The 23885-nt window shown below is 62.3% G+C and carries 22 protein-coding genes; 17 read left to right on the top strand and 5 right to left on the bottom strand.

What is annotated here, in order from left to right:
* Nucleotides 1-250: 250 nt before the first annotated feature.
* The 8 genes from prmA (at nucleotide 251) to ACP7BX_RS20850 (ending at nucleotide 10600) form a co-directional block, all read left to right on the top strand.
* On the top strand, nucleotides 251-1129 hold the full coding sequence (gene prmA, locus ACP7BX_RS20885) for a 50S ribosomal protein L11 methyltransferase (RefSeq protein ID WP_426129133.1): 879 nt from the start codon (nucleotides 251-253) through the stop codon (nucleotides 1127-1129).
* Between the two features lie 30 nt (nucleotides 1130-1159).
* Nucleotides 1160-2392 carry a DUF3426 domain-containing protein gene (locus ACP7BX_RS20880; RefSeq protein ID WP_426129135.1) on the top strand — a complete coding sequence of 411 codons (1233 nt, stop codon included), beginning with the start codon at nucleotides 1160-1162 and terminating at the stop codon, nucleotides 2390-2392.
* A gap of 185 nt (nucleotides 2393-2577) precedes the next feature.
* Nucleotides 2578-3591, top strand: a complete 1014-nt coding sequence (gene dusB / locus ACP7BX_RS20875; RefSeq protein ID WP_016976994.1) for a tRNA dihydrouridine synthase DusB — start codon at nucleotides 2578-2580, stop codon at nucleotides 3589-3591.
* The gene (gene fis, locus ACP7BX_RS20870) at nucleotides 3588-3908 is read left to right on the top strand and encodes a DNA-binding transcriptional regulator Fis (RefSeq protein WP_002555375.1); all 321 of its coding nucleotides are present in this window, start codon (nucleotides 3588-3590) and stop codon (nucleotides 3906-3908) included. The genes dusB and fis overlap by 4 nt, the downstream gene beginning before the upstream one ends.
* Before the next feature lie 82 nt (nucleotides 3909-3990).
* Entirely contained in the window at nucleotides 3991-5598 is a 1608-nt protein-coding gene (purH, locus tag ACP7BX_RS20865; protein ID WP_314531986.1) for a bifunctional phosphoribosylaminoimidazolecarboxamide formyltransferase/IMP cyclohydrolase, read from the top strand.
* 20 nt (nucleotides 5599-5618) lie between these two features.
* Nucleotides 5619-6911 (top strand): phosphoribosylamine--glycine ligase, encoded by a 1293-nt coding sequence (gene purD, locus ACP7BX_RS20860; RefSeq protein ID WP_426129137.1) that lies wholly within the window; start codon nucleotides 5619-5621, stop codon nucleotides 6909-6911.
* A gap of 100 nt (nucleotides 6912-7011) precedes the next feature.
* On the top strand, nucleotides 7012-9783 hold the full coding sequence (locus tag ACP7BX_RS20855) for a response regulator (protein ID WP_426129139.1): 2772 nt from the start codon (nucleotides 7012-7014) through the stop codon (nucleotides 9781-9783).
* 220 nt (nucleotides 9784-10003) lie between these two features.
* Nucleotides 10004-10600 (top strand): MarC family protein, encoded by a 597-nt coding sequence (locus ACP7BX_RS20850; RefSeq protein WP_426129141.1) that lies wholly within the window; start codon nucleotides 10004-10006, stop codon nucleotides 10598-10600.
* Here the strand turns inward: ACP7BX_RS20850 and ACP7BX_RS20845 are convergent.
* The 5 genes from ACP7BX_RS20845 to cobG form a co-directional block, all read right to left on the bottom strand.
* Complete coding sequence (locus ACP7BX_RS20845) at nucleotides 10597-11376, bottom strand: hypothetical protein (protein ID WP_177077399.1); 780 nt, start codon at nucleotides 11374-11376, stop codon at nucleotides 10597-10599. The genes ACP7BX_RS20850 and ACP7BX_RS20845 overlap by 4 nt on opposite strands.
* Before the next feature lie 236 nt (nucleotides 11377-11612).
* Entirely contained in the window at nucleotides 11613-13250 is a 1638-nt protein-coding gene (gene cobJ / locus ACP7BX_RS20840) for a precorrin-3B C(17)-methyltransferase (protein ID WP_426129143.1), read from the bottom strand.
* Entirely contained in the window at nucleotides 13250-13981 is a 732-nt protein-coding gene (locus tag ACP7BX_RS20835; protein ID WP_426129145.1) for a precorrin-2 C(20)-methyltransferase, read from the bottom strand. Before ACP7BX_RS20835 ends, cobJ begins: the two co-directional genes overlap by 1 nt.
* A complete protein-coding gene (locus tag ACP7BX_RS20830; RefSeq protein WP_426129147.1) occupies nucleotides 13981-14607 on the bottom strand; it encodes a precorrin-8X methylmutase in 627 nt (208 codons plus the stop codon). The genes ACP7BX_RS20835 and ACP7BX_RS20830 overlap by 1 nt, the downstream gene beginning before the upstream one ends.
* On the bottom strand, nucleotides 14600-15946 hold the full coding sequence (gene cobG, locus ACP7BX_RS20825; protein ID WP_426129149.1) for a precorrin-3B synthase: 1347 nt from the start codon (nucleotides 15944-15946) through the stop codon (nucleotides 14600-14602). Before cobG ends, ACP7BX_RS20830 begins: the two co-directional genes overlap by 8 nt.
* A 38-nt stretch (nucleotides 15947-15984) precedes the next feature.
* Here cobG and cbiE point away from each other — a divergent pair, with 38 nt between their 5' ends.
* From cbiE to ACP7BX_RS20780, 9 genes are all read left to right on the top strand, one after another.
* The gene (gene cbiE, locus ACP7BX_RS20820) at nucleotides 15985-17190 is read left to right on the top strand and encodes a precorrin-6y C5,15-methyltransferase (decarboxylating) subunit CbiE (RefSeq protein WP_426129151.1); all 1206 of its coding nucleotides are present in this window, start codon (nucleotides 15985-15987) and stop codon (nucleotides 17188-17190) included.
* Nucleotides 17187-17906: a cobalt-precorrin-6A reductase gene (locus tag ACP7BX_RS20815; RefSeq protein ID WP_426129153.1), complete on the top strand. Its 720-nt coding sequence runs from the start codon at nucleotides 17187-17189 to the stop codon at nucleotides 17904-17906. Before cbiE ends, ACP7BX_RS20815 begins: the two co-directional genes overlap by 4 nt.
* Nucleotides 17907-18255: 349 nt before the next feature.
* Nucleotides 18256-18564 carry a type II toxin-antitoxin system RelE/ParE family toxin gene (locus ACP7BX_RS20810; RefSeq protein WP_061435131.1) on the top strand — a complete coding sequence of 103 codons (309 nt, stop codon included), beginning with the start codon at nucleotides 18256-18258 and terminating at the stop codon, nucleotides 18562-18564.
* A complete protein-coding gene (locus ACP7BX_RS20805; protein WP_233893633.1) occupies nucleotides 18561-18848 on the top strand; it encodes an addiction module antidote protein in 288 nt (95 codons plus the stop codon). The genes ACP7BX_RS20810 and ACP7BX_RS20805 overlap by 4 nt, the downstream gene beginning before the upstream one ends.
* A gap of 97 nt (nucleotides 18849-18945) precedes the next feature.
* Nucleotides 18946-19341, top strand: coding sequence for a DUF2946 domain-containing protein (locus tag ACP7BX_RS20800; RefSeq protein ID WP_426129156.1), 396 nt, complete (start codon nucleotides 18946-18948; stop codon nucleotides 19339-19341).
* Nucleotides 19342-19388: 47 nt separating this feature from the next.
* Nucleotides 19389-19868 (top strand): copper chaperone PCu(A)C, encoded by a 480-nt coding sequence (locus ACP7BX_RS20795; RefSeq protein WP_426129158.1) that lies wholly within the window; start codon nucleotides 19389-19391, stop codon nucleotides 19866-19868.
* A gap of 14 nt (nucleotides 19869-19882) precedes the next feature.
* A complete protein-coding gene (locus tag ACP7BX_RS20790) occupies nucleotides 19883-20272 on the top strand; it encodes a DUF2946 domain-containing protein (protein WP_016976979.1) in 390 nt (129 codons plus the stop codon).
* 93 nt (nucleotides 20273-20365) lie between these two features.
* Nucleotides 20366-22426, top strand: coding sequence for a TonB-dependent copper receptor (locus tag ACP7BX_RS20785; RefSeq protein ID WP_426129160.1), 2061 nt, complete (start codon nucleotides 20366-20368; stop codon nucleotides 22424-22426).
* Nucleotides 22427-22469: 43 nt separating this feature from the next.
* Nucleotides 22470-23852, top strand: a complete 1383-nt coding sequence (locus ACP7BX_RS20780) for a PepSY-associated TM helix domain-containing protein (RefSeq protein WP_426129162.1) — start codon at nucleotides 22470-22472, stop codon at nucleotides 23850-23852.
* The last annotated feature ends 33 nt before the right edge of the window (nucleotides 23853-23885 follow it).

Below are 23885 nucleotides of genomic sequence, written 5' to 3'. Positions count from 1 at the left end.
TGGCTAGAGTCGGAATCTGGCTTTTAGTCGCCGCCCACCCCTTCAAGTCTAAACATACAAGCTGGCTTGCCTGCGATAGCGGTGGAGCAGTGAAGTAATACTCTGCTGACACTCCGCTATCGCAGGCAAGCCAGCTCCCACATTTTGACCGAGTACAGTCAGTGGTGTCGTCTTCTGTCCGCCGCTCGCGTAAACTTGCGCGCTTTCGCGGCCCACCCGTCGCACATTCATTTTTTCAAAGGTGCCCGCCATGCCTTGGCTGCAAGTCCGTCTCGCCATCAGCCCAGAACAAGCCGAAACCTATGAAGACGCTTTCCTTGAAGTCGGCGCCGTTTCGGTGACCTTCATGGACGCCGAAGACCAGCCGATCTTCGAACCTGAACTCAACACCACTCCGCTGTGGTCCCACACCCATTTGCTGGCCCTGTTCGAAGACGGCACCGATACCGCCGCCGTGCTGGCCCATATGGAACTGCTCACCGGCGGCCCGCTGCCGGAGCATCACAGCGAAGTCATCGAAGACCAGGACTGGGAACGCAGTTGGATGGACAACTTCCAGCCGATGCGCTTCGGCCAGCGCCTGTGGATCGTGCCGAGCTGGCACGCCGCGCCTGAACCGAATGCCGTCAACCTGCTGCTCGACCCAGGCCTGGCATTCGGCACCGGCACTCATCCCACTACCGCGCTGTGCCTGGAGTGGCTGGATGGCCAGGACCTGACCGACAGCCACGTGCTGGACTTCGGCTGCGGCTCGGGGATCCTGGCGATTGCCGCCCTGTTGCTGGGCGCCAAGGAAGCCGTGGGCACCGATATCGACGTGCAGGCCCTGGAAGCCTCCCGCGATAACGCCGGACGCAACAATGTCCCTGAAGGCAAATTCCCACTGTATTTGCCTGAAGACTTGCCCCAGGTGCAGGCCGACGTACTGGTCGCCAATATCCTCGCCGGCCCGCTGGTGTCCCTGGCACCGCAATTGTCGAGCCTGGTCAAACCGGGCGGGCGCCTGGCGCTGTCGGGCATCCTGGCCGAGCAAGGCGAAGACGTCGCTGCTGCCTACGCCAAGGATTTCGAGCTGGACCCGATCGCCAACCGCGATGGCTGGGTACGCATCAGCGGTCGTCGGCGCTAGAATGAGCGCTTGCCTGAATCGGATAGCCGCATGACCGACAGTTTCGTCACCCAGTGTCCGCACTGCCAAGCCCGCTTTCGCGTCAACCACGCTCAATTGAGCGTGGCCCGTGGCGTGGTGCGCTGTGGCTCATGCCTGCAAGTGTTCAATGCCGCTCGTCAGTTGCTGGAGCAGCGCGGCCAGGCGTCCGCGCCTGAGCCGCAAGTGCCAGAAGTGCCGGCAGAGCTGACGCCCGAGCCCGCGCGAGCCATCAGCCAGAAGCAGTGGACTGCCGAAGAGCTGGACCTGGACAACCTGGACCTGGACGAAGAACTGGCCAAGCTGGAACGCCGCGAGATTCAGCACACGTTGCCGATGGGCGCAGATCGTCGCCAGCCCGGCACCGACCGCCGCCAAAAGGAAGAATCCTTCAGCGCCAGCCGCGACACGGTCAAGGCCGAAGAAGAGAAATGGGCGGCGAGCCTGTTCAGCGAGCCGCCTGAAGAGCGCATTCACGTCACTGAAGATGCGCCCGAACCTGCGACTCAGCAGCGCACCGAACCCTCCATGTCGTTCCACACCGACGATATCGACGATGAGCCGTCACTGCGCTCAACGCCCGACGATGACGACATCGACCCGCCGTTTACGCCGCTGACCCAATCGGCCGATGACGTAGAACCCGAAGAACGCCCCAAACCCCGTCGTAAGCGCTCGCGCGCCGAAACGAGCGTGCAAGACGACCAACTGCTGGACCTCGAAGACGACCCGCTGCACCTCTACGCACAAAAGCGCCCGTCGGGCTGGGGCCGTCGCCTGGTCTGGCTGTTGCTGGTCCTGATCGCCGCCGGCGGTCTTGCCGGCCAGTACATCGCCTATCAATTCGACGACCTGGCCCGCCAGGACGCCTATCGCCCGTGGTTCCAGCAACTGTGCCCCACACTGGGCTGCACCGTGCCATCACGGGTCGATATCGCCCACATCAAGAGCAGCAACCTGGTGGTACGCAGCCACCCGGATTTCGCCGGGGCACTGGTGGTGGACGCGATCATCTATAACCGCGCGACCTTCTCCCAGCCCTTTCCGCTGCTGGAGCTGCGGTTTGCCGATTTGAATGGCAGCCTGATTGCCAGTCGTCGCTTCAAGCCCGCCGAATACCTCAGCGGTGAGTTGGCCGGTGTTAGCGAAATGCCCTCGCAAACCCCGATCCATATCTCCCTGGACATCCTCGATCCCGGCAACAAAGCCGTGAATTACAGCCTGAGCTTTCACTCGCCCGAGTGAATCGGTTCGTGCATTGAGATTTGACGGCAGGTTATTGACTTTCCTTTGCGCAACCAAACCGGTGGCGATAAAGAAATAACTGTTCAGATTTTATCCAATTCAGCCTTTATCCAGTCATCGAGAGCGGGTATCATGCCAACCCTTTTTCGAACTCTAATGATCCGGCCCCACAACAGGGAAGTCCTATGTCGGCGGTACGCATCGGCCCATATACATTGCAGAACGGCTTGATCCTCGCCCCGATGGCGGGGGTTACCGACCAGCCCTTTCGTCAGCTGTGCAAGCGTTTGGGCGCAGGTCTTGTAGTCTCGGAAATGGTCACCAGCGACATGAGCTTGTGGAACACCCGCAAATCGCGGATGCGCATGATCCACGAAGGTGATCCCGAGCCGCGCTCGGTACAGATCGCCGGTGGCGATGCACAGATGCTGGCGGATGCAGCCCGGGCCAACGTGGAGTTGGGGGCGCAGATCATCGACATCAACATGGGCTGCCCGGCCAAGAAGGTCTGTAACAAGGCCGCCGGTTCCGCGCTGTTGAAAGATGAGCAATTGGTTGCCGAGATCCTGCAGGCCGTTGTCGCCGCAGTGGATGTGCCGGTCACCCTGAAGATCCGAACCGGTTGGGACCGGGACAACAAGAACGGCCTGACAGTGGCGAAGATCGCTGAACAGGCAGGCATTACAGCGCTGGCGGTGCATGGCCGCACCCGCGCCGACCTTTACACCGGTGAAGCCGAGTACGACACCATCGCCGCGATCAAGCAGGCGGTGTCGATGCCGGTGTTTGCCAATGGCGACATCGACTCCGCCGAGAAAGCCCGGCGCGTGCTGCACGCGACCGGTGCCGATGGTTTGTTGATTGGCCGGGCTGCCCAGGGGCGGCCGTGGATTTTTCGTGAGATCGAGCATTTTCTGCGTACTGGCGAAGTGTTGCCGGCACCGGAGCTGATCGAGGTGGAACGTATTCTGCTAGAGCATCTGGCCGCCCTGCACGCCTTCTATGGGGACGTGATGGGAGTACGCATTGCTCGAAAGCATGTCGGCTGGTATCTCGCAACCCTGCCGGGCGCCAGGGAGTTTCGCGCCCACTTCAATCGTTTGGATGATACGGAAGCACAGTGCGCCAACGTTCGTGAGTTCTTCAGCGAGCGTTACAAGAGCCTGGGGACAGGGGACGGAGAGGGGGTGGCCGCATGACGATGATGACCGAGACTTTAGTGAGTGGAACAACACCCGTGAGCGACAACGTCAATTTGAAACAGCACCTCAACACGCCGAGCGAAGAAGGCCAGACCCTTCGCGGGAGTGTCGAGAAGGCGCTGCACAATTATTTCGCCCACCTTGAGGGCGCTTCCGTCACGGACGTGTACAACCTGGTGCTCTCCGAAGTCGAGGCGCCCTTGCTCGAAAGCGTGATGAACTACGTCAAGGGCAACCAGACCAAAGCCAGTGAGCTGCTGGGCCTCAACCGTGGCACCTTGCGCAAAAAGCTCAAGCAGTACGATTTGTTGTAAGCATTCAATCAAACCAGAAAGGCGCCCGCGTAAAAAACGGTCGCCTTTTTTGCTGACTCCTTTGCTTTTGATGGAAATTGAAATGACCGACCAGACTACCCGCCTGCCGATCCGCCGCGCCTTGATCAGTGTCTCCGACAAGACCGGGATCCTCGAATTTGCCCGGGAGCTGGAAGCCCTCGGCGTGGAAATCCTCTCCACGGGCGGGACCTTCAAACTGCTGCAGGACAACGGCGTGGCCGCAGTGGAAGTGGCGGACTACACCGGTTTCGCAGAAATGATGGACGGTCGGGTCAAGACCCTGCACCCGAAAATCCACGGTGGCATCCTCGGCCGTCGCGGCACCGACGACGCGATCATGGCCGAGCACGGCATCAAGCCGATCGACCTGGTGGCCGTTAACCTCTACCCGTTCGAAGCCACCATCAACAAGCCAGGCTGCGACCTGCCGACCGCCATCGAAAACATCGATATCGGCGGCCCGACCATGGTGCGCTCGGCGGCCAAGAACCACAAAGATGTGGCCATCGTGGTCAACGCCAGCGATTACGCCAACGTGCTCGAAAGCCTGAAAGCCGGTGGCCTGACCTACGCCCAGCGCTTCGACCTGATGCTCAAGGCGTTCGAACACACCGCCGCCTACGACGGCATGATCGCCAACTACATGGGCACGGTTAACCAGACGGCTGAAACACTGTCCACCGAAGGCCGCAGCCAGTTCCCGCGCACCTTCAACAGCCAGTTCATCAAGGCCCAGGAAATGCGCTACGGCGAGAACCCGCACCAGAGCGCGGCGTTCTACGTAGAAGCCAAGCCGGCTGAAGTGGGCATTGCCACCGCGACCCAGCTGCAAGGCAAGGAGCTGTCCTACAACAACGTGGCCGACACCGACGCCGCGCTGGAATGTGTGAAGAGCTTCGTCAAGCCAGCCTGTGTGATCGTCAAGCACGCCAACCCGTGCGGCGTGGCGGTCAGCCCGGACGCTGAAGGCGGCATTCGCCAGGCGTACGAACTGGCCTACGCCACCGACACAGAGTCGGCGTTCGGCGGCATCATCGCCTTCAACCGTGAGCTGGATGCCGAGACCGCCAAGGCGATCGTTGAGCGTCAGTTCGTTGAAGTGATCATCGCCCCAAGCGTCAGCGAGGAAGCCCGCGCCATCGTGGCGGCCAAAGCCAACGTGCGCCTGCTGGCCTGCGGCGAATGGTCGGCTGAACGTGCCGCTGCCTGGGACTACAAGCGCGTCAATGGCGGCTTGCTGGTACAGAGCCGCGACATCGGCATGATCGGCAGCGAAGACCTGAAAGTCGTGACCCAACGCGCGCCGACCGAGCAAGAGATCAACGACCTGATCTTCGCCTGGAAAGTGGCCAAGTACGTTAAGTCCAACGCCATCGTCTACGCCAAGAATCGCCAGACCATCGGTGTCGGCGCCGGCCAGATGAGCCGCGTGAACTCGGCGCGTATCGCCGCGATCAAGGCTGAACACGCTGGCTTGCAGGTGGTGGGTTCGGTAATGGCTTCCGACGCATTTTTCCCGTTCCGCGACGGCCTGGACAACGCCGCGAAAGCTGGCGTGACCGCCGTGATCCAACCGGGTGGCTCGATGCGTGATGCAGAAGTCATCGCCGCCGCTGATGAAGCCGGCATCGCCATGGTCTTCACCGGCATGCGCCACTTCCGCCACTGACAGAATTTGAGGTTTTTGACATGAATGTTTTGATCATTGGCAGCGGTGGCCGTGAACACGCCCTGGCCTGGAAAGTTGCCCAGGACCCGCGCGTCCAGAAAGTATTCGTAGCACCCGGCAACGCCGGTACCGCCATTGAAGCCAAGTGCGAGAACGTCGCTATCGACGTGCTGGCCCTTGAGCAATTGGCCGACTTTGCTGAAAAGAATGTGTCCCTGACCATCGTCGGCCCGGAAGTCCCGCTGGTTGCCGGCGTAGTGGACCTGTTCCGCAGCCGTGGCCTGGATTGCTTCGGCCCAACCGCCGGCGCGGCTCAGCTGGAAGGCTCCAAGGCGTTCACCAAGGACTTCCTGGCGCGCCACAAGATCCCGACCGCCGACTACCAGAACTTCACCGAGATCGAGCCGGCCCTGGCTTACCTGCGTGAAAAAGGTGCGCCGATCGTGATCAAGGCCGACGGCCTGGCCGCCGGCAAAGGCGTGATCGTTGCCATGACCCTGCAGGAAGCCGAAGACGCCGTGCGCGATATGCTCGCGGGCAATGCTTTTGGTGACGCCGGTTCGCGCGTAGTGATCGAGGAATTCCTCGACGGCGAAGAAGCCAGCTTTATCGTGATGGTCGACGGCAAGAACGTCTTGCCAATGGCCACCAGCCAAGACCACAAACGCGTCGGCGACGGCGATACCGGCCCGAACACCGGCGGCATGGGTGCCTACTCCCCTGCCCCGGTGGTCACCGCCGAGGTGCACCAACGCGTCATGGACCTGGTGATCTGGCCGACCGTGCGTGGCATGGCCGACGAAGGCAATGTGTACACCGGTTTCCTGTATGCCGGCCTGATGATCGACAAAGCCGGTAACCCGAAAGTCATCGAGTTCAACTGCCGCTTCGGCGACCCGGAAACCCAACCGGTGATGCTGCGTCTGCAATCGAGCCTGGTATTGCTGGTGGAAGCTGCCCTGGCCCAGGCCCTGGACAAGGTAGAAGCCCAGTGGGATCCACGTCCGAGCGTCGGCATTGTGCTGGCGGCCGGTGGCTACCCTGCCGATTACGCCAAGGGCGACGTGATTGAAGGTCTCGACGCGGCTGCTACGCTGGAAGGCAAAGTGTTCCATGCGGGCACTGCGCTCAAGGATGGCCAGGTCGTGACCGCCGGTGGCCGTGTGTTGTGCGCTACCGCCATGGGCGCCAGCGTCGACGCCGCGCAGCAACAGGCTTATAAGCTGGCTGCAAAAATCGACTGGAAAGGCTGCTTCTATCGCAAGGACATCGGCTATCGCGCCATTGCGCGGGAGCGTGGCGAAAGCCAGTAAGTCGCTATCCGTTCGGCTAGGCAAGGGCCTCTGGCCCTTGCCGTATGCAGGCCTACCCGCGCATAGTTAACCGTGCATCAACCTACGAAGGGATTTCGCCGTGCGCTGGCTCAGGATCGCCATAGGTTTCACTGTCAGTCTGCTGACACTGCTCTGCTTGTTCCCGGCCCAGGCCGCCGCGCAAGGCAGTGGCTGGGCAGTATTGCTTGATGAACAGGCCGACCTGCAACTGAGCGACATCCGTTCCTCGCGCTACACCAATCAATTCAGCCCCATCGAACTGGACCGCCTTACCGCCGCGGAACCGGACGGTGCGTTGTGGGTGCGTTTCAAGCTGCAACCCGGCAAGCACGAACAAGTGCTGCGGGTTTTTGCCCCGGATTTGTCCCACCTGAGCCTCTATGTACTGGACGGCGACACCCTGGTGGAGCAACAAAGCACTGGCACACGCCAGCCCCAGGCCGAGCGCCCATTGCCCAGCAGCGACTTCATGCTGCCGATGCCCCAGAGCCAGAAACCCTTAGAGGTCTACCTGCGCCTGGTCTCGGAACATGAACTGCGCCCGTATATCACCCTGGAACCGGCCGTGCTCGCCGCCGCCGACCAGACGCAGACGCTGATCTACGGCCTGCTGTTCGGCTGTCTGCTGATGCTGATCCTGCACAATCTCACGCGTTTCGCCTACCACCGCTCGCGCAGTAGCCTGTGGCTGGCGGCCTGCGAGATCCTGCTGATGCTCAGCCTCGCACTGTTGCTCAACCTGATCGGCCCCTGGCTGCCAAACTGGCACGCGATCCAGACCCCCGGCGCCTACCTGGCCCTGCTGCTGACCGCGCCGTGCGGGCTGATGTTTGCCTACCGGTTCTTCATGCCTTTGGGCCCACACCCGCTGAACAAGCTGTTGATGGCCGACATCCTGTTTATCGTGCTGTGCGGCCTGCTGTTGTTGTTCGTCAACACCCTGCCGCTGAACATCATCACCTATGCCCTGGTGGCCCTGGCCGGCTTGAGCATGCTGTTCGTCTCGGCCTATCACTGGCAGAAAGGCTACCGCCCGGCACGCCTGTTCGTGGCGGCGATGGTGGTGTTCAACATCGGTACGCTGATCATTTTGCCGGCGCTACTGGGCCTGACAATGGTCTCGCCCCAGGGCCTGATCGTCACGTTGCTGGCGTTTATCTGCCTCAGCGGTCTGTTGATGAGCCTGGCGCTGGGCGAACGCCAGCGCGCGATTGTCGAAGCGCGCTTCAGCCTCAGCCGCGACTTGGCGGCGAGCAATGCCGAGATTGCCGCCAAGGCCGAGTTCCTGGCCAAGATCAGCCACGAAATCCGCACCCCCATGAACGGCGTGCTGGGCATGACCGAACTGTTGCTGGGTACGCCGCTGTCGGTGAAACAGCGCGACTACGTGCAGACCATCCACAGCGCCGGCAATGAATTGCTCACGCTGATCAACGAAATCCTCGACATCTCCAAGCTGGAATCCGGCCAGATCGAACTGGATGACGTGCAGTTCGACCTCAACGCGCTGATCGAAGACTGCCTGAGTATTTTCCGCGCCAAGGCCGAGCAACAGAACGTCGAACTGATCAGCTTTATCCAACCCCAAGTGCCCCGCGTGATCAGCGGCGACCCGACGCGCCTGCGCCAGGCCATGTTGAGCCTGCTGGAAAACGCCCTGCAAAAAACCGACGAAGGCGAAGTGCTGATCGTCGTCGCACTGGACGACCGCAGCACCAAGCCGCGCCTGCGCATCGCCGTGCAGGACAGCGGCTTGCCGATGGAAGCCGCCGAGCGTGACGCCCTGCTGCACAGCGAACTGCACAGCAAGAATTTCTTCTCGGCCACCCGCCTGAACGGTCACCTGGGCCTGGTCATCGCGCGCCAGTTGATCCTATTGATGAACGGCGAGTTCGGCATCAAGAGCGGCAGCCATCAGGGCAGCACCTTGTGGCTGACCCTGCCGCTGGACCCGGAACGCCTGGAACACCCAACCTCCGACCTCGACGGCCCACTCAAGGGCGCACGGGTGCTGGTGGTGGACGACAACGACACCTGCCGCAAAGTATTGGTGCAGCAATGCTCGGCCTGGGGCCTCAACGTCAGCGCCGTGCCATCGGGCAAGGAAGCCCTGGCACTGCTGCGCACCAAGGCGCACCTGCGCGATTACTTCGACGTGGTGCTGCTGGACCAGAACATGCCCGGCATGACCGGCATGCAACTGGCGGCGAAGATCAAGGAAGACCCGAGCCTGAACCACGACATCCTGCTGATCATGCTCACCGGCATCAGCAACGCGCCGAGCAAGATCATCGCGCGCAATTGCGGGATCAAGCGCATCCTCGCCAAACCCGTGGCGGGCTACACGCTCAAGACCACCCTGGCCGACGAACTGACCCAACGCAGCAAGGGCAACGTTCCACCTCGCCCGGTCCTCAATACGCCGGCGGCCATCACCGTGCCGACGGATTTCCGTATCCTGGTGGCTGAAGACAACAGCATCTCCACCAAAGTGATCCGTGGCATGCTCGGTAAGCTCAATCTCAACCCGGACACTGCCAGCAATGGCGAAGAAGCGCTGGAAGCGATGAAAGCCCAGCGCTATGACTTGGTGTTGATGGACTGTGAAATGCCGATCCTCGATGGCTTCTCGGCCACCCAGCAACTTCGCGCGTGGGAAGTCAGCCACCAGCGTATTCGCACACCGGTGGTGGCGCTGACGGCGCACATCCTGTCGGAACATAAAGAACGCGCACGCCAGGCCGGGATGGATGGGCATATGGCCAAGCCGGTGGAGTTGTCGCAGTTGCATGAGCTGGTGGAGTTCTGGGTGGCGCAGCGTCAGCAGCGCCCGGAACACGCTCCCTCCTAGGCGCAGGCTTTTGTGGTGAGCGGGCTTGCCCCGCGCTGGGTGGCGAAGCCGCCCCAATGGGAACACCCCGTTTTTATAGACAAAATGCGGTGACTGGTTTTAGGGCTGCTTCGCAGCCCAGCGCGGGGCAAGCCCGCTCACCACAACAAGCCAGCTCCCACATTTGATTGGGTTCGCCTGATAGACTGAGTGCACTTCTCCCGCTCGCGAGCCGCCCCCCATGCTCCACGTGTTATTCAGCGTCTACCTGAAAATGCTGGTGCTCTACAGCCCGTTCTTTGTGCTGTCCTGCTTTATCAGCCTGACCCGTGGCTACTCCAGCAAAGAACGGCGGCGCCTGGCGTGGAAGGTGGCGTTGGCGACCCTGGTATCGAGCGTGTTGCTCTACTTGATCGGCCGCGTGATTTTCAGCGTGTTCGGCATCACCGTCGACGCCTTCCGCATCGGCGCCGGCAGTGTGCTGTTTATCTCCGCCCTGGGCATGGCCCAAGGCAAGTCGGCGGTGCAGACCGACAACGTGCAGCAGGACGTCACCATCGTGCCGCTGACCATTCCCCTCACCGTCGGCCCCGGCACCATCGGTGCGCTGCTGGTCATGGGGGTGAGCCAGCCGCACTGGGATGACAAGCTCACCGCCATCCTCAGCATCGCCCTGGCCAGCCTCACGGTGGGCGTGGTGCTGTACCTGTCCAACCGTATCGAACGCATCCTCGGTGACCAGGGTTTGCAGATTGTCAGTCGGTTGATGGGGTTGTTTGTGTGCGCCCTGGCCGCGCAAATCATCTTCACTGGTGTGCGCGGTTACCTGGTGCCTTAGATCCGGTACTTGGCGATCGCCAACTGCACTTTGTCGCCCGCACTCTCGCGCATCAGTTGGATCGTCTTTTCGTTGACCACCGAGGTATTCAGCACCAGGCACGTCTGTCCGCTGAAGGCCTCGAACGACGAGCTGTCCCACTCCAGGAAGGGCAACCCTACTTGCTTGCTCACGCCATGGCTGCTGTAGGTCACCAGCACCATCATCAGTTCACCGTCCGTTTCGGCACAGGACGCCAGGCCGAAGTCGCCGCCTTGGTGTACCGCGCTGTTGCGTTTGAACAGTTCGAACGTCCCCGGCGCCTGCTTCAATGCGTCCAAAGCATCGGCCGCCAGTTTCGGCAAAGTGCTCAGCAAGTGCCCGGACAATGAGGTCGACGCCAGCAGGGTGGTGATGATATTCAGCGCCGCCCATTGCACGGTCAGGCCCTTGCCGGAACGTGAAACCCGTTCGAAGCGGCTGCGCACCGGCAGCCACCCCAGGCTGACCATCACCTTGATGAACTCGTCGTACCAACCCTCGGTACCGCGCTGTACTTTCAACACATCGCTGACATAGCTGCTGGCCAGCAAATAGCTCTTGCGCACGTATTCCCGATTCAAGCCGGACAAGCCTTCGGCAAACGAGATGACGCCGTTGTTGACCACGGCGGCGTTGAAGTCGTCCTCTATGTCCAACGGCAAAGCCTTAAGCGCTCCAGACGCTCCCGGCAACTTGTAGGCGGCAATCAACTTGCGCCTTTTTTTATTGTTGATCCTTCTGTGATGTCGCTCCATTTTGGTTCTCCACAAGCACCCCAACTCGGGGCTTATGTCCACCCTAGTCCACTGGCTGAAGCGTTTTCCAGACGACAAACATCCCTTGGCGCATCCCGTCAAACTGCGCCGCCCAGCAATCACGCGGCATGCCTGGCGGGCTTCCGGATTTCGTCGCAGAAAAAAGAAAAACCCCCGGACAACGCCAGGAAAATCCCTGGGTCATTCGGAGCTTTCAGGCACTCGAGGGGCCCTTTTCAGGAGGCGGGTTTCTCGCCGTACCAGCGCGGCGTGTACACCCACTCACCGCCACCGGCCCGCGGAAAGGTGACGGTGGTGGACGAGCCGATCAGCACCATGGTGCGCATGTCCACCTGCTCCGGCGTCAGTTGCCCCAGGGTAGTGACGCGCAGGGTCTGGCCTGGCCGGCCAATATCCCGGCCCAGCACCACCGGCGTTTCAGGCGTGCGATGAAGTGCGACGATTTCCAGCGCACGTCCCAGTTGCCACGGCCGCGAGCGCGAGATCGGGTTGTAGAACGCCAGCGCCAGGTCGGCCTGGGAGGCCAGGTCCAGGCGTTTCTCGATGATCGCCCACGGCTTGAGGTTGTCCGACAGCGACATCACGCAGAAATCATGGCCCAACGGCGCGCCCGCCTGGGCGGCGGTGGCGAGCGAGGCCGAAACACCCGGCAGGATTTCCAGGTCGACCTGATGCCAGGCCGGATCACTGGATTCGTGCAGGGCTTCGATCACCGCAGCGGCCATGGCGAACACGCCGGGGTCGCCAGACGACACCACCACCACCGAGCGACCTTGGGCCGCCAGTTCGAAGGCATGGCGCGCACGCTGCATTTCTTCGCGGTTGTCGGTGCAGTGCTGCACCTGATCGTCCCGGAAGGGCCCGGCCATGCGCACGTAGGTCTCGTAACCGAGCACGTCGGTGCAACGCGCCAGTTCTGCTTTCACCGCTGGCACCATCAACTCGGCGGCGCCCGGGCCCAGGCCGATCACGGCCAGGCGACCACGCACGCGGCCGACTTGCGCCAGGTCCAGGGGTTGCTCGGCAATGTTGATGACGATATCGGCGTCCTGGGTGACGCTGGCAAAACGCAGCGGTACACCCAGTTCCAACGCCGCTTCATGCAACGACGCTTCGGCCATCTGCCTGTCACTGGCCAACAGGCACGCCAGGGATTGCACGGCGATGCCCGCCTCATGCAACGCCGTGCGCACACGCTCAGCCAGTTGCGCGCCGGGCTTGCAGGTCACGCTGACGCTCTTCGGGTAGATCAGCAATTCATCGGCGGCAGGCGTGCGCGCGTTACTGCCCACGTGAATCGCCAGGCGTGCCTGTTGGTCCTGGGGCAGATTGGCCTGGTCCAGCCATGGCGCGGCACCTTCGATGCGTACACTTTCGCCGGCCAGCAGGTCGGAGACGAAACGCTTACCCAGCTCCAGGTCGGCCAGTTCATAACCCGCTGGCGGATTAAGCAGGCAGGTGCCGAAGCGCAGTTCGCCACTGGTGGTGATCGCAGCGGCCACGCTCAGCGCAGCGGCGATTTCACGCGCCATCACATTCACACCACCCAGGCCACCGAGCAACGGCACCACGGCGCTGCCGTCTTCGGCCACGGCCAGCACGGCGGGCTCTTCGCCTTTTTCTAGCAGCAGCGGCGCCAAGGTACGAATGACGATACCGGCCGCGCACAGCGCAATCAGCGGCGTGCCTTGCTGATACAACTGGCGCAGGGTCGCGCCGAATTCACTGTAGGCCTGGTCCGCACCGTCGACCCGTCCGGCCAGGCCGTGGATCAACGCGCCGGGGTAGACCTGCTGGATCTTGCGCGCAGTGGCCAGGCTGCCCTGGCCCAGAATGACAATCGCCGGGCTCATCAACCTTGCCACCGTTCACCGGGCACGATGATCAGCGAGAAGTAAGGGGACGACGACGGGTCGACCTGATCCAGCGGCACGATCTTCTGGTTGGCCATGGTGGCGCGCTCCACATACAGCGCACGCCCGGCCAGGCCGAGCTCGTCCAGCACCTGGCGCACTTTCGGGAAGTTGCGACCCAGCTTCATGATCACGGCCGCATCGGCATCCGCCAGGCGGCGCTTGAGGTCGTCATGGGGCAACACACCCGAGAGTACCGACAGGCTCTGGTTGCGGTAAACCAGCGGCGCGCCCAGCACCGAGGCACCGCCAAGCATCGAACACACGCCGGGAATCACCTGCGCTTCATAGCGCTCGGCGAGGCGGTCATGCAGGTACATGTAGGAACCGTAGAAGAACGGGTCGCCTTCGCAGATCACCGCTACGTCACGGCCGGCGTCCAAGTGTGCGGCGACGTCAACGCTGGCGGCGTCGTAGAAATCGCTGATCACCTGTTCGTAGGACATCGGCGCCGGCAACACTTCGGTGGTCACCGGGTACACCAACGGCATCAAGGCCTGTTGCGGCACCAAGTGGTCTTCGATGATGCCGAAGGCGTTGCCCTTCTTGCCCTTGGCCACGAAGTACGCCACCACCGGCGATTCGCGCAGCAGGCGCAAGGCCTTGAGGGTGATCAGTTCCGGGTCACCGGGGCCCACGCCCAGGCCGATCAAACGTCCGCGTGCCTGCATTATTCGACCTCCGTGGCGAGGGCATTCACCGCAGCGGCGGCCATGGCGCTGCCTCCCAGGCGGCCCTGCATGATCACGAACGGCACGCCACGGCTGTCGGCGGCCAGCATCGCCTTGGACTCGGCGGCGCCGACAAAACCCACCGGAAAGCCGAGGATCAACGCCGGTTTCGGCGCGCCCGCATCGAGCATTTCCAGCAGGTAGAACAACGCGGTCGGTGCATTGCCGATCACCACCACACTGCCTTCCAGGTGCGGGCGCCACAGCTCTAGGGCGGCAGCGGAACGGGTGTTGCCCAACTCCCGCGCCAGGTCTGGAACGCTGTCATCACGCAGGGTGCAGATCACTGGGTTATTGGCCGGCAGGCGTGCGCGGGTCACGCCTTCGGAGACCATCCGCGCATCGCACAGAACCGGTGCGCCCGCAGCCAGCGCATCGCGCCCGGCCTTGCCCGCCCCTTCGGAGAACTGCAGGCCGTCGATGGCGTCGACCATGCCGCAGGCGTGAATCACCCGCACCGCGAGTTTTTCCAAATCAGCCGGGATGCGGTCCAACTTGGCTTCCGCGCGAATAATGGCGAAGGAGTTGCGATAGATCTCCTGACCGTCGCGGATGTAATCAATCATCGGTGTTGCTCCGTGGGCGGGCGCGCAGCAGGGCGCCCGTCGCTTCAATAGAAAGGTTGCGTGCGTGCAGCCGGCCGAAACCGGGGTGGGCTGCCTCGCGGAAATAGAGGTCGTAGTGGCCGGGGCTCACCGCCAGCAAGGTGACCGGCGCGGTGTGTGCGGCGGCGCAGGAGCGCGGGCAGCCGGACAGGTGCACGTTGTGCCCGGTGTCCAGGGCAGCGAGTTGCACCGCGTCGGCCTTGGTGTCGGCCAGGGCCTTGCCGCAACCGCTGGAGCCGGTGCAGGCGGTCATGCGCGACAGGGGCTGGTCGATTGAACAAAGAAAGCCAAGCTGCGCCAGGCGTTCGGTCACGGCGCTAGGTTTTTCGACGTTGGGCAGCAGCACGCCCTGCCAGGGGGTGAAACGCAGCGTGCCGTCGCCGTACTCGCTGGCCAGGTGAGCGGCGCCCTTGAGCATCGTCGCATCCAGGCGGCCCAAAGGCGCGATGGCGGCGATGTAAAACTGATTCTTTTGCGCCTGTGGATAAGTGCCCAGGTGCAGCAAAGCGCCGCTGGGCGGGCGTTTGAAGCCCTCGGCAGGCAGCAGTGGCAGCGTTAGACGACTCAGCACGTTATCCACAGGCAGATGGCGCATGCGGGTCTGTTCTGGCGTGGCGATGTGCAGAAACGCTTCCAGCACGGCCACCACCAGTGCATGGCCCTGGTCCAATGGCACGGCGGCCAGCGGCGCATCCAGCCCCGGGCAACCGGCCAGGCCAAACGCCAGAAGCGTCTGGCCATTGCGTACGAACGCCGACAGCCAAAGGTCATGGTGATGTTCGAGCATCGCCACCGCCTCACCGCCATCCAGTTGCACGGCGAACTTGGCCGACAGCTCATGAAAACGCGGGTGGCTCTGCAGGGTATTCAGGATCCGTTCGGCCAGCGGCCGCGTATCGAAGAGCATCTGCGGATCGATCCCGGCGCTCGGGCTGAGCATCAGGTTGCGCACGTCGTCGCCAGCCGCGTTATTGGGGCCGAGGTCGGCCGCCAACAACATCGCAATCAGCGCGCTTTCTTCAGTGCCAATTCCACGAATCTGCAGATTGGCGCGGTTGGTCGCCTCGATCACGCCGCCCGCATAGGCCTGGGCGGCATCCGCCACCGCGTGGGCTTGGGCGGCAGTGATTGAACCACCGGCCAATTTGATCCGGCAGATGCCGCCGTCCAGCGCCTGGACAATACGCAGCAACCCCGGACAAGCCGAGGGGCGCAAGGTATTCACAGCGGGCGTTGGGTTCACGGGGCTACCGGTTGATGGGTAAAGGCGCGGTATTATGCCTGCTTTGTCCGGCGGCATGAAAAGCCTGCCCGTCGGATGTCGTTCAAGGAATCTTTATGTCGCCCTGGCTGACGGTTGTAGGCATCGGTGAAGACGGCTTCAAGGGGCTGGGCAGGAATGCCCGGCACGCCCTGTTGCGCGCCACGCGGATTATAGGTGCTCAGCGCCAGTTGGACCTGTTGCCGGTGTGTATTCGCGGCGAGCGTGCGTTGTGGCCGAGCCCGTTCTCCCTGGAACCGGTGCTGGCGCGGCGCGGTGAGCCTGTGTGCGTGCTGGCCAGCGGCGACCCGATGTTCTACGGCGTGGGCGCGAGCCTGGCGCGACAGGTGGCGGCTGAAGAGTTGCTGATTTTGCCGGCGCCTTCGTCGGTGTCCTTGGCAGCGGCACGGTTGGGCTGGCCGTTGCAGGACGTGGTGACCTTATCCGTGGTCGCCCGGCCGCTGGCGGCGCTGAATGCGCATCTGGCCAGTGGCGTGCGGTTGTTGGTGTTGAGCAATGACGGGGGCAGTCCGGCTTTGATTGCCGCTTTGTTGGCTCAGTCCGGCTTCGGGCCGAGCCGAATAAGTGTGTTTGAGCACTTGGGCGGCGCGCATGAGCGGCGCATCGACGGGCTGGCTGTTGATTGGCAACACGCGTCAGTCGCCGATTTGAATCTGGTCGCCATTGATTGCGTGGCTTCTGACGAAACACCCCGTCTGTCGCGACTGGCAGGCCTGCCGGATTCGGCGTTCAGACACGACGGCCAACTGACCAAACGCGATGTACGCGCCATGACCCTGGCCCGCCTCGCGCCGATGCCCGGCGAACTGCTGTGGGACGTGGGCGCGGGCAGCGGCTCCATCGGGATCGAATGGATGCGTACTCATCCGAGCTGTCGCGCAGTGGCAATTGAGGCAGATGAAGGCCGCCAAGGCCTGATCGAACACAACCGCGACGCCCTGGGCGTGCCGGGCCTGCAACTGGTTCGCGGCAAAGCGCCCGAGGCTTTAAGCGGCCTGGAGGCACCGGACGCTATCTTCATCGGCGGCGGCGTCACCCGCGACGGCGTGCTCGATACCTGCTGGCAACACCTGCGGCCGGGCGGGCGCTTGGTGGCAAACGCCGTGACCCTGCAAAGTGAAATGACCCTGATGGACTGGCGTGCGCGGCATGGCGGCGAACTGACGCGCATCCACGTGGCCCAGGCGCAGCCGCTGGGGGAGTTTGATACCTGGCGCCAGGCGTTGCCGATCACCTTGCTGGAAGTGGTCAAGCCGCTATGAAGCGCATCCTGTTGTTGGGCGGTGTGACTGAAGCGTTGGCGATTGCCCGCACCTTTGGCCCGGAACATATCTACAGTTTGGCCGGTGTGGGCCGAGTGCCGACTGACCTGATATGCCGAGTGCGGGTGGGTGGTTACGGCGGGCCCGAAGGCTTGGCGCAGTTTGTTCGGGATGAGGGGATTTGCCTGATTCTCGACGCAACCCATCCGTATGCAGCACAAATCAGCCGCAATGCGGCCGAGGCCGCGCAGTTGAGCGGCGTGCCATGTTGGGCCTTGCGCCGCCCGGCGTGGCAGCCGCAGGCGGGAGATGATTGGCGCGAGGTCAGTGATTGGGCCGCGTTGATTGAAGCGCTCAACCCCTTCAAGCATCCACTGTTCACGTTGGGGCGTGAGCCATTGCAGCACCTGGATGAAATCCCACCGGAGCAGTTCTGGACGCTGCGTGCACTGGATGTTTATCCGGGCAATGAACGCTGCGAAGTGATCGGCGCGCGCGGGCCGTTTTTGATCGAGGATGAGCGGGTGTTGTTCGAGCGGCGTGGGATTGATGTGCTGATCAGCAAGAACAGCGGTAGCACGGCAACGGAGCCGAAGCTGGAGGTGGCAAGGGAGCTTGGGGTGCCGGTGCTGGTGTTGAAGCGGCCCGTTCTGGCTCAGGTAGATCGAGAATTTACCACCATGCCTTCTCTACTACAGGCAATCAACACTCTCTAACCACCACAAATCCCTGTGGGAGCGGGCTTGCTCGCGAAGGCTGTGTGTCAGTCACCAAATCTATTGGCTGACACTCCGCATTCGCGAGCAATTGCGCCAGCTCAATCAATTGCGCAACGCCGAGCAATTCCTCTCGTTTCAAATAACCCGAAAAATGACCAACCATTTGGCCTTCTCATAAAAGCCGAATCCGCCTACAAACACTTCCGAACCAGCTGGCTGGCTCAGCCAAAAGCCCCCGCCCTAACCTCTCTCCTCGCGAATTCGCACCAGCATCCGCGATGGAGATGCACTGCTTTTGCAGCGCATCGCAACTTGCCATTCTGTATCCCAAGGAATACGATCAAACATGATTCGATTCAAGAGATCCGACGAGTTTCAAGAGTGGCTTGATTCGTCACGCAGCAGGCCAGCCCGCGGTCGTGTGTTGACAAGATTGGATAACGCAACGAGGGGTAACTTCGGAGACTGTGCACCCGTAGGAAATGGCGTATCAGAAATGCGCATCCACTATGGCCCTGGATACCGGGTTTACTTCACACGCGTTGATGAGGTGGTTTACCTGCTGTTGATAGGTGGCGATAAATCTACGCAAAAACGCGACATACAGCGCGCTAAAGAAATAGCCGATGAATTTGGAATAAGGAATGACTCATGACTCAATTTAAAGACTTCGACATAGCTGAGCACCTCAAGACTCCCGAGGACATGGCCGAGTACCTTGAAGCTTCTTTCGAAGAGGACTCCGGCGACGGCTTGCTGATTCGCTCAGCCCTGAACAACATCGCCCGCGCCCAGGGCATGACCCAAATCGCCCGCGACGCCGGCCTCGGTCGCGAAAGCCTATACAAAGCCCTCTCCGCCACTGGCAATCCCGAATTCGCGACTATCATGAAAGTCATGAAAGCGTTGGGCCTGAAGCTTCACGCCACCGCTATCTGATAGCACTGCGACACCAAACCACATGCCCTGTTTTTACTTATCCCCCACGATCAGGCTAAATACCCCCCTGATCGTTTAACCCTACGGATTGTCCGCCATGGCCCGTCAACGCTTTGCAATCGCCTGGATCGCCTGCCTCGCAGTGCTGTTCAACGCCTTTGCCATGCCGATGGCCAGCGCGATGCAACAGTCCCAGGACCCGGTGCAGCAGTTGTTGTGGGGCAGTTTCTGTTCCTCCAATGGTGCGAGTCTGAAGACCATCGCCCTGGGCCAACTGGAGATCCCGGCGCCGCAGCAGGACGATCATTCCACCATGCAGCATTGCTGGTGTTGCTCGGGCTCGGCGCCGTTGGTGGCGTTGCCGGGGCATGTGCCGCAGTTGTATCTCACCCAATTCAGTACCTCCCAGAGCTTGCCGTCGCCCCGGCTGCAAAGCCCGACCCCGCGCCAGCAATGGCCAAGCCTCAACCCCCGCGCCTCTCCAACGGTCTGATTTTCTTCGCAAGTGAACTGCGTTTAGAACCGTTCTGGAGAACTGCCATGCTTAAATCTTCCCTGCTTCTGGCTGCGTTGTTGCTGCCGGTGTTCAGTGCTGCCAATGCCGAGGACTACAAGGCCGGCGACCTGGTGGTCAGCGAACCCTGGTCCCAGGAGTTGCCGCCGAATGCGCCCACCGTCGCCGCGTATTTTGTGATTCATAACACCGGCGAATCCCCGGACCGCCTGCTCAGCGTCGAGACGCCGGTGGCGGACAAGGCCGAGTTGCATGAACACGTCATGCAGGGCGACCTGATGAAGATGCAGCAAGTGCCCAGCGTCGCCGTACCGGCCAAGGGTGACCTGACCTTCGCGCCGATGGCGTACCACGTGATGCTGCTCGGCCTCAAAGACCGCAGCCTGTTGGCCGACGGCAAGCAATTCCCGCTGACCCTGACCTTCGAAAAAGCCGGCAAGGTCGAGGTGGACGTGTCGGTGCAGAAAGTACCGCCGATAGCCGGCCACGAGCACAAGCACCCGTAATAGGCTGGCATTCGATGGGCGCCCCTCGCGCCAGGCTCTCCCCGCACGCCCGCGTAAGGCGCGGCGGTTGGATCAGCCTGTTCGCCATGCTGATGATTTTTATCGGTCCGCTGATTTCCCAAGCGATGCCGATGGATCATCACGCCGGTATGTCGATGGACATGCCGATGGACCACGGCGACTCCCATCACCCAAAAGCCCCTGATGAACACCACGCCCTCTGGTCCAAGTGCGGCTATTGCGACCTGCTCTACAGCTGCCCCGCCCTGCCCGGCGGCGTTTCAACCTTCACCCTGAGCAGTCCGCCGCCCGCCAACGCCCTCACCCCCGCCACGCGCCTGGGCCATGCCCGGCAAAGCATCTTCCCCGGCGCCCGCAGCCGCGCGCCACCCATCGCTTCGTAAGCACTTCACAGCGTTACTTCACCCCGGCCGACTTTAGACAGACAGCCGCAGGCTGCTGGCCGTGTTGTTTACGATTGATTGATGGAATTTGTCATGTCCAGGTTTTCTGCTGACACCCGTTTGGGATGTACTCCCGTGTTCGCCGTTCTGTGCGGCGCACTGCTGGCTCCGCTGGCTCATGCCGACGAAAATGAATTGAGCCCCACCGTCATTACGGCGATCGCCCCCAGCTCACCGCTGACTGTGATCACCAACCCGAAAGACCCGCGCCAACCGGTGCCCGCCAGCGATGGTGGCGACTACCTCAAGACCATCCCCGGCTTCGCCCTGGTGCGCAATGGCGGCACCAATGGCGACCCGGTGCTGCGCGGCATGTTCGGCTCGCGCCTGAATATCCTCACTAACGGCAGCATGATGCTCGGCGCCTGCCCCGGCCGCATGGACGCGCCCACCTCGTATATCTCACCGGAAACCTACGACAAACTCACCGTGATCAAAGGCCCGCAGACCGTGCTCTGGGGGCCTGGCGCCTCGGCGGGCACCGTGCTGTTCGAGCGCGAGCCTGAGCAATTCGGTGAGCTGGGCACGCGGCTCAACGCCAGCGTGCTGGCCGGGTCCAACGGGCGTTTTGACAAAGTTATCGACGCCGCCGCCGGTGGTCCGCTGGGCTATGTGCGGGTGATCGGCAACCAGGCACACGCTGATGACTATAAGGACGGCAACAATGACACCGTCGCCTCGCGCTACGACAAATGGAACGGCGACGTGGCTGTCGGCTTCACCCCCGACGCCGACACCCTGCTGGAACTCACTGCCGGCCGTGGCGATGGCGAAGCGCGTTACGCCGGGCGCGGCATGGATGGATCGCAGTTCCTGCGTGAAAGCCTGGGGCTGCGTTTCGAAAAGTCCAACATTGGCGACGTCCTCGACAAGGTCGAAGCCCAGGTCTACTACAACTACGCCGACCACGTGATGGACAACTACAGCCTGCGCACGCCCTCCGGCACCGGGATGATGGCCGGACCGATGGCGTCCAACGTCGACCGTCGCACCCTCGGCGCACGGATCAAGGCCACCTGGCGCTGGGCCGATGTGCAGTTGATCAGCGGCCTGGATGCGCAGACCAACGAACACCGCCAGCGCAGCAGCAGGGGTATCGATACCTACAAGGACCTGCCACGGGTCAAGGACGCCAACTTCCACAACTACGGCGTGTTCGGCGAACTCACCTGGTACGCCGCCGACCGCGAGCGGCTGATCACCGGTGCGCGCCTGGACCGCGCCTCGGCCAAGGACTTCCGGCAGAGCACCGGCTCCGGCATGATGACGCGGCCCAACCCGACCGCCGACAACACTCGCGCCGACACCTTGCCTTCCGGCTTCGTGCGCTATGAACACGACCTGGCCGACAGCCCCACCACCCTCTATGCAGGCCTGGGCCACTCGGAGCGTTTCCCCGATTACTGGGAGCTGTTTTCGCCCAACACCGGCGCGAGCGGTTCAGTGAATGCCTTCGACGGCGTGAAGCCAGAGAAAACCACCCAACTCGATTTCGGCGCGCAATACAAAGCTGAAGACCTTGAAGCCTGGGCTTCGGGTTACGTCGGTCGAGTGCAGGACTTCATCCTGTTCGACTACCGCCCCGGCATGATGGGCACCACCTCCCAGGCGCGTAACGTCGACGCACGCATCATGGGCGGCGAATTGGGCGCGGCGTACAAACTGACGCGCCACTGGAAAACCGACGCCACCCTCGCCTACGCCTGGGGCAAAAACAGCAGCGACGGCAAGGCGCTGCCACAAATGCCGCCACTGGATGCACGCCTGGGCCTGACCTACAGCGAAGATGACTGGAGCGCCGGCGCGCTGTGGCGTGTGGTCGCTGCACAAAACCGCATCGATCAGAACAAGGGCAACGTGGTCGGCAAGGACTTCGACAAGAGCGGCGGTTTTGGCGTGTTCTCGCTGAACGCGGCGTATCGCATCAACAAACACTTCAAGGTCAGCACCGGCGTCGACAACCTGTTCGGCAAGGCCTACGCCGAGCACCTGAACCTGGCCGGCAACGCCGGGTTCGGCTACCCGGCCAGTGACCCGCAAGCCATCAAGGAGCCGGGGCGCACGCTCTGGACCAAAGTCGATATGAGCTTCTAAAAGCATCACGGACATAAAAAATTAATGCCTTGCGGAGCCCCCGATGAGCACTCAAAAGATTTCCTTCTACAACCTGGCCTGGCGCTGGCACTTCTACGCCGGCCTCTTCGTCGCCCCTTTTATGGTGTTGCTGGCGCTGACCGGCATCATCTACCTGTTCAAACCCCAACTCGACCCGCTGATGTACGGCGACCTGCTCAAGGTCCAGACCGCCGAGCACGCCCTGAGCGCTGACGAGCAACTGCAACGGGCCAAAACCGCCTACCCCAGCGCCGCGATCAGCAAATACCTACCCCCCGCCGACGCCACCAGCAGCGCACAATTCGTGATGCACAACGGAGGCCGCGAAGTGACCGTGTTCGTCGATCCCTATCGCGGCACGGTCCTCGGCGAGCAGGACTCGAAATACAACCTGCAAGCCATCGCCCGCGCCCTGCACGGCGAGCTGATGATCGGCACCGTCGGTGACCGCCTGGTGGAACTCGCCGCCGGTTGGGGCGTGATGCTGGTGGTATCGGGCCTGTACCTGTGGTGGCCGCGTGGCAAGTCCTCGGCGGGTGTGCTGTGGCCGCGTTTCAACAGTCGTGGCCGGGTGCTTTGGCGCGATCTGCATGCGGTCACCGGTTTCTGGGGCGCATCACTCCTACTGGTGATGCTGCTCAGCGGCATGACCTGGACCGGTTTCTGGGGCAAGCAATACGCTGACCTGTGGAACACCTTTCCGGCGGCAATGTGGAACAACGTGCCGCAGTCGGACCAGCAGGCGCGCGTGCTCAATACGGCCAGTCAACAGACCGTGCCCTGGGCCATGGAAAACACGCCGATGCCGATGTCCGGCGACCACGCCGAACACATGAACCACGGCGCCATGCACTCAGGTCCGGCGGCGCCCACCTTGCGCTTGCAGCAGGTGGTCGACCTGGCCAACGCACGCCACGTCGAGCCCGGCTACAGCATCACCTTCCCCACCACCGCCGAAGGTGTATTCACCGTCGCGGTGTTCGCCAACGACCCCCGCAATGACGCCACCCTGCACGTGGACCAATACACCGGCAAGGTGCTGGCCGATGTGCGTTGGGAGCACTACAACCTCGTTGCACGGGCCACCGAGACAGGCGTGATGCTGCACGAAGGCAAGATGTTCGGCTGGGTCAACCAACTGATCGTGCTGCTGATCTGCCTGATGATTTTGCTCAGCGCCGTCAGCGGCGTGGTGATCTGGTGGAAGCGTCGCCCTCAAGGCGGCCTGGGCGTTCCGCCACTGCGCCATGACCTGCCGAAATGGAAAACCGCGATGGTGATCATGCTCGCCCTGGCGATCATTTTTCCGCTGGTGGGTGCCTCGTTGATCCTGGTGTGGGCATTGGACCGCCTGGTGCTGTCACGCTTTTTTGCACAACGTGAATCCGCCTCAGGTTCTGCATGAAACAGGCGAGATGCCCGGCACAGAGCCTTTCTG

This window comes from Pseudomonas sp. DWP3-1-3b3 (assembly GCF_049896305.1).
GTDB lineage: Bacteria > Pseudomonadota > Gammaproteobacteria > Pseudomonadales > Pseudomonadaceae > Aquipseudomonas > Aquipseudomonas azotoformans_A.
This window is presented reverse-complemented; position numbering and strand designations above follow the sequence as displayed.

What these genes read in the sequence shown, in the direction of transcription:
- prmA (WP_426129133.1), top strand. Translation starts at nt 251, where the DNA reads ATGCCTTGGCTGCAAGTCCGTCTCGCCATCAGCCCAGAACAAGCCGAA.
- ACP7BX_RS20880 (WP_426129135.1), top strand. Translation starts at nt 1,160, where the DNA reads ATGACCGACAGTTTCGTCACCCAGTGTCCGCACTGCCAAGCCCGCTTT.
- dusB (WP_016976994.1), top strand. Translation starts at nt 2,578, where the DNA reads ATGTCGGCGGTACGCATCGGCCCATATACATTGCAGAACGGCTTGATC.
- fis (WP_002555375.1), top strand. Translation starts at nt 3,588, where the DNA reads ATGACGATGATGACCGAGACTTTAGTGAGTGGAACAACACCCGTGAGC.
- purH (WP_314531986.1), top strand. Translation starts at nt 3,991, where the DNA reads ATGACCGACCAGACTACCCGCCTGCCGATCCGCCGCGCCTTGATCAGT.
- purD (WP_426129137.1), top strand. Translation starts at nt 5,619, where the DNA reads ATGAATGTTTTGATCATTGGCAGCGGTGGCCGTGAACACGCCCTGGCC.
- ACP7BX_RS20850 (WP_426129141.1), top strand. Translation starts at nt 10,004, where the DNA reads ATGCTCCACGTGTTATTCAGCGTCTACCTGAAAATGCTGGTGCTCTAC.
- ACP7BX_RS20845 (WP_177077399.1), bottom strand. Translation starts at nt 11,376, where the DNA reads ATGGAGCGACATCACAGAAGGATCAACAATAAAAAAAGGCGCAAGTTG.
- cobJ (WP_426129143.1), bottom strand. Translation starts at nt 13,250, where the DNA reads ATGAGCCCGGCGATTGTCATTCTGGGCCAGGGCAGCCTGGCCACTGCG.
- ACP7BX_RS20835 (WP_426129145.1), bottom strand. Translation starts at nt 13,981, where the DNA reads ATGCAGGCACGCGGACGTTTGATCGGCCTGGGCGTGGGCCCCGGTGAC.
- ACP7BX_RS20830 (WP_426129147.1), bottom strand. Translation starts at nt 14,607, where the DNA reads ATGATTGATTACATCCGCGACGGTCAGGAGATCTATCGCAACTCCTTC.
- cobG (WP_426129149.1), bottom strand. Translation starts at nt 15,946, where the DNA reads ATGCCGCCGGACAAAGCAGGCATAATACCGCGCCTTTACCCATCAACC.
- cbiE (WP_426129151.1), top strand. Translation starts at nt 15,985, where the DNA reads ATGTCGCCCTGGCTGACGGTTGTAGGCATCGGTGAAGACGGCTTCAAG.
- ACP7BX_RS20815 (WP_426129153.1), top strand. Translation starts at nt 17,187, where the DNA reads ATGAAGCGCATCCTGTTGTTGGGCGGTGTGACTGAAGCGTTGGCGATT.
- ACP7BX_RS20810 (WP_061435131.1), top strand. Translation starts at nt 18,256, where the DNA reads ATGATTCGATTCAAGAGATCCGACGAGTTTCAAGAGTGGCTTGATTCG.
- ACP7BX_RS20805 (WP_233893633.1), top strand. Translation starts at nt 18,561, where the DNA reads ATGACTCAATTTAAAGACTTCGACATAGCTGAGCACCTCAAGACTCCC.
- ACP7BX_RS20800 (WP_426129156.1), top strand. Translation starts at nt 18,946, where the DNA reads ATGGCCCGTCAACGCTTTGCAATCGCCTGGATCGCCTGCCTCGCAGTG.
- ACP7BX_RS20795 (WP_426129158.1), top strand. Translation starts at nt 19,389, where the DNA reads ATGCTTAAATCTTCCCTGCTTCTGGCTGCGTTGTTGCTGCCGGTGTTC.
- ACP7BX_RS20790 (WP_016976979.1), top strand. Translation starts at nt 19,883, where the DNA reads ATGGGCGCCCCTCGCGCCAGGCTCTCCCCGCACGCCCGCGTAAGGCGC.
- ACP7BX_RS20785 (WP_426129160.1), top strand. Translation starts at nt 20,366, where the DNA reads ATGTCCAGGTTTTCTGCTGACACCCGTTTGGGATGTACTCCCGTGTTC.
- ACP7BX_RS20780 (WP_426129162.1), top strand. Translation starts at nt 22,470, where the DNA reads ATGAGCACTCAAAAGATTTCCTTCTACAACCTGGCCTGGCGCTGGCAC.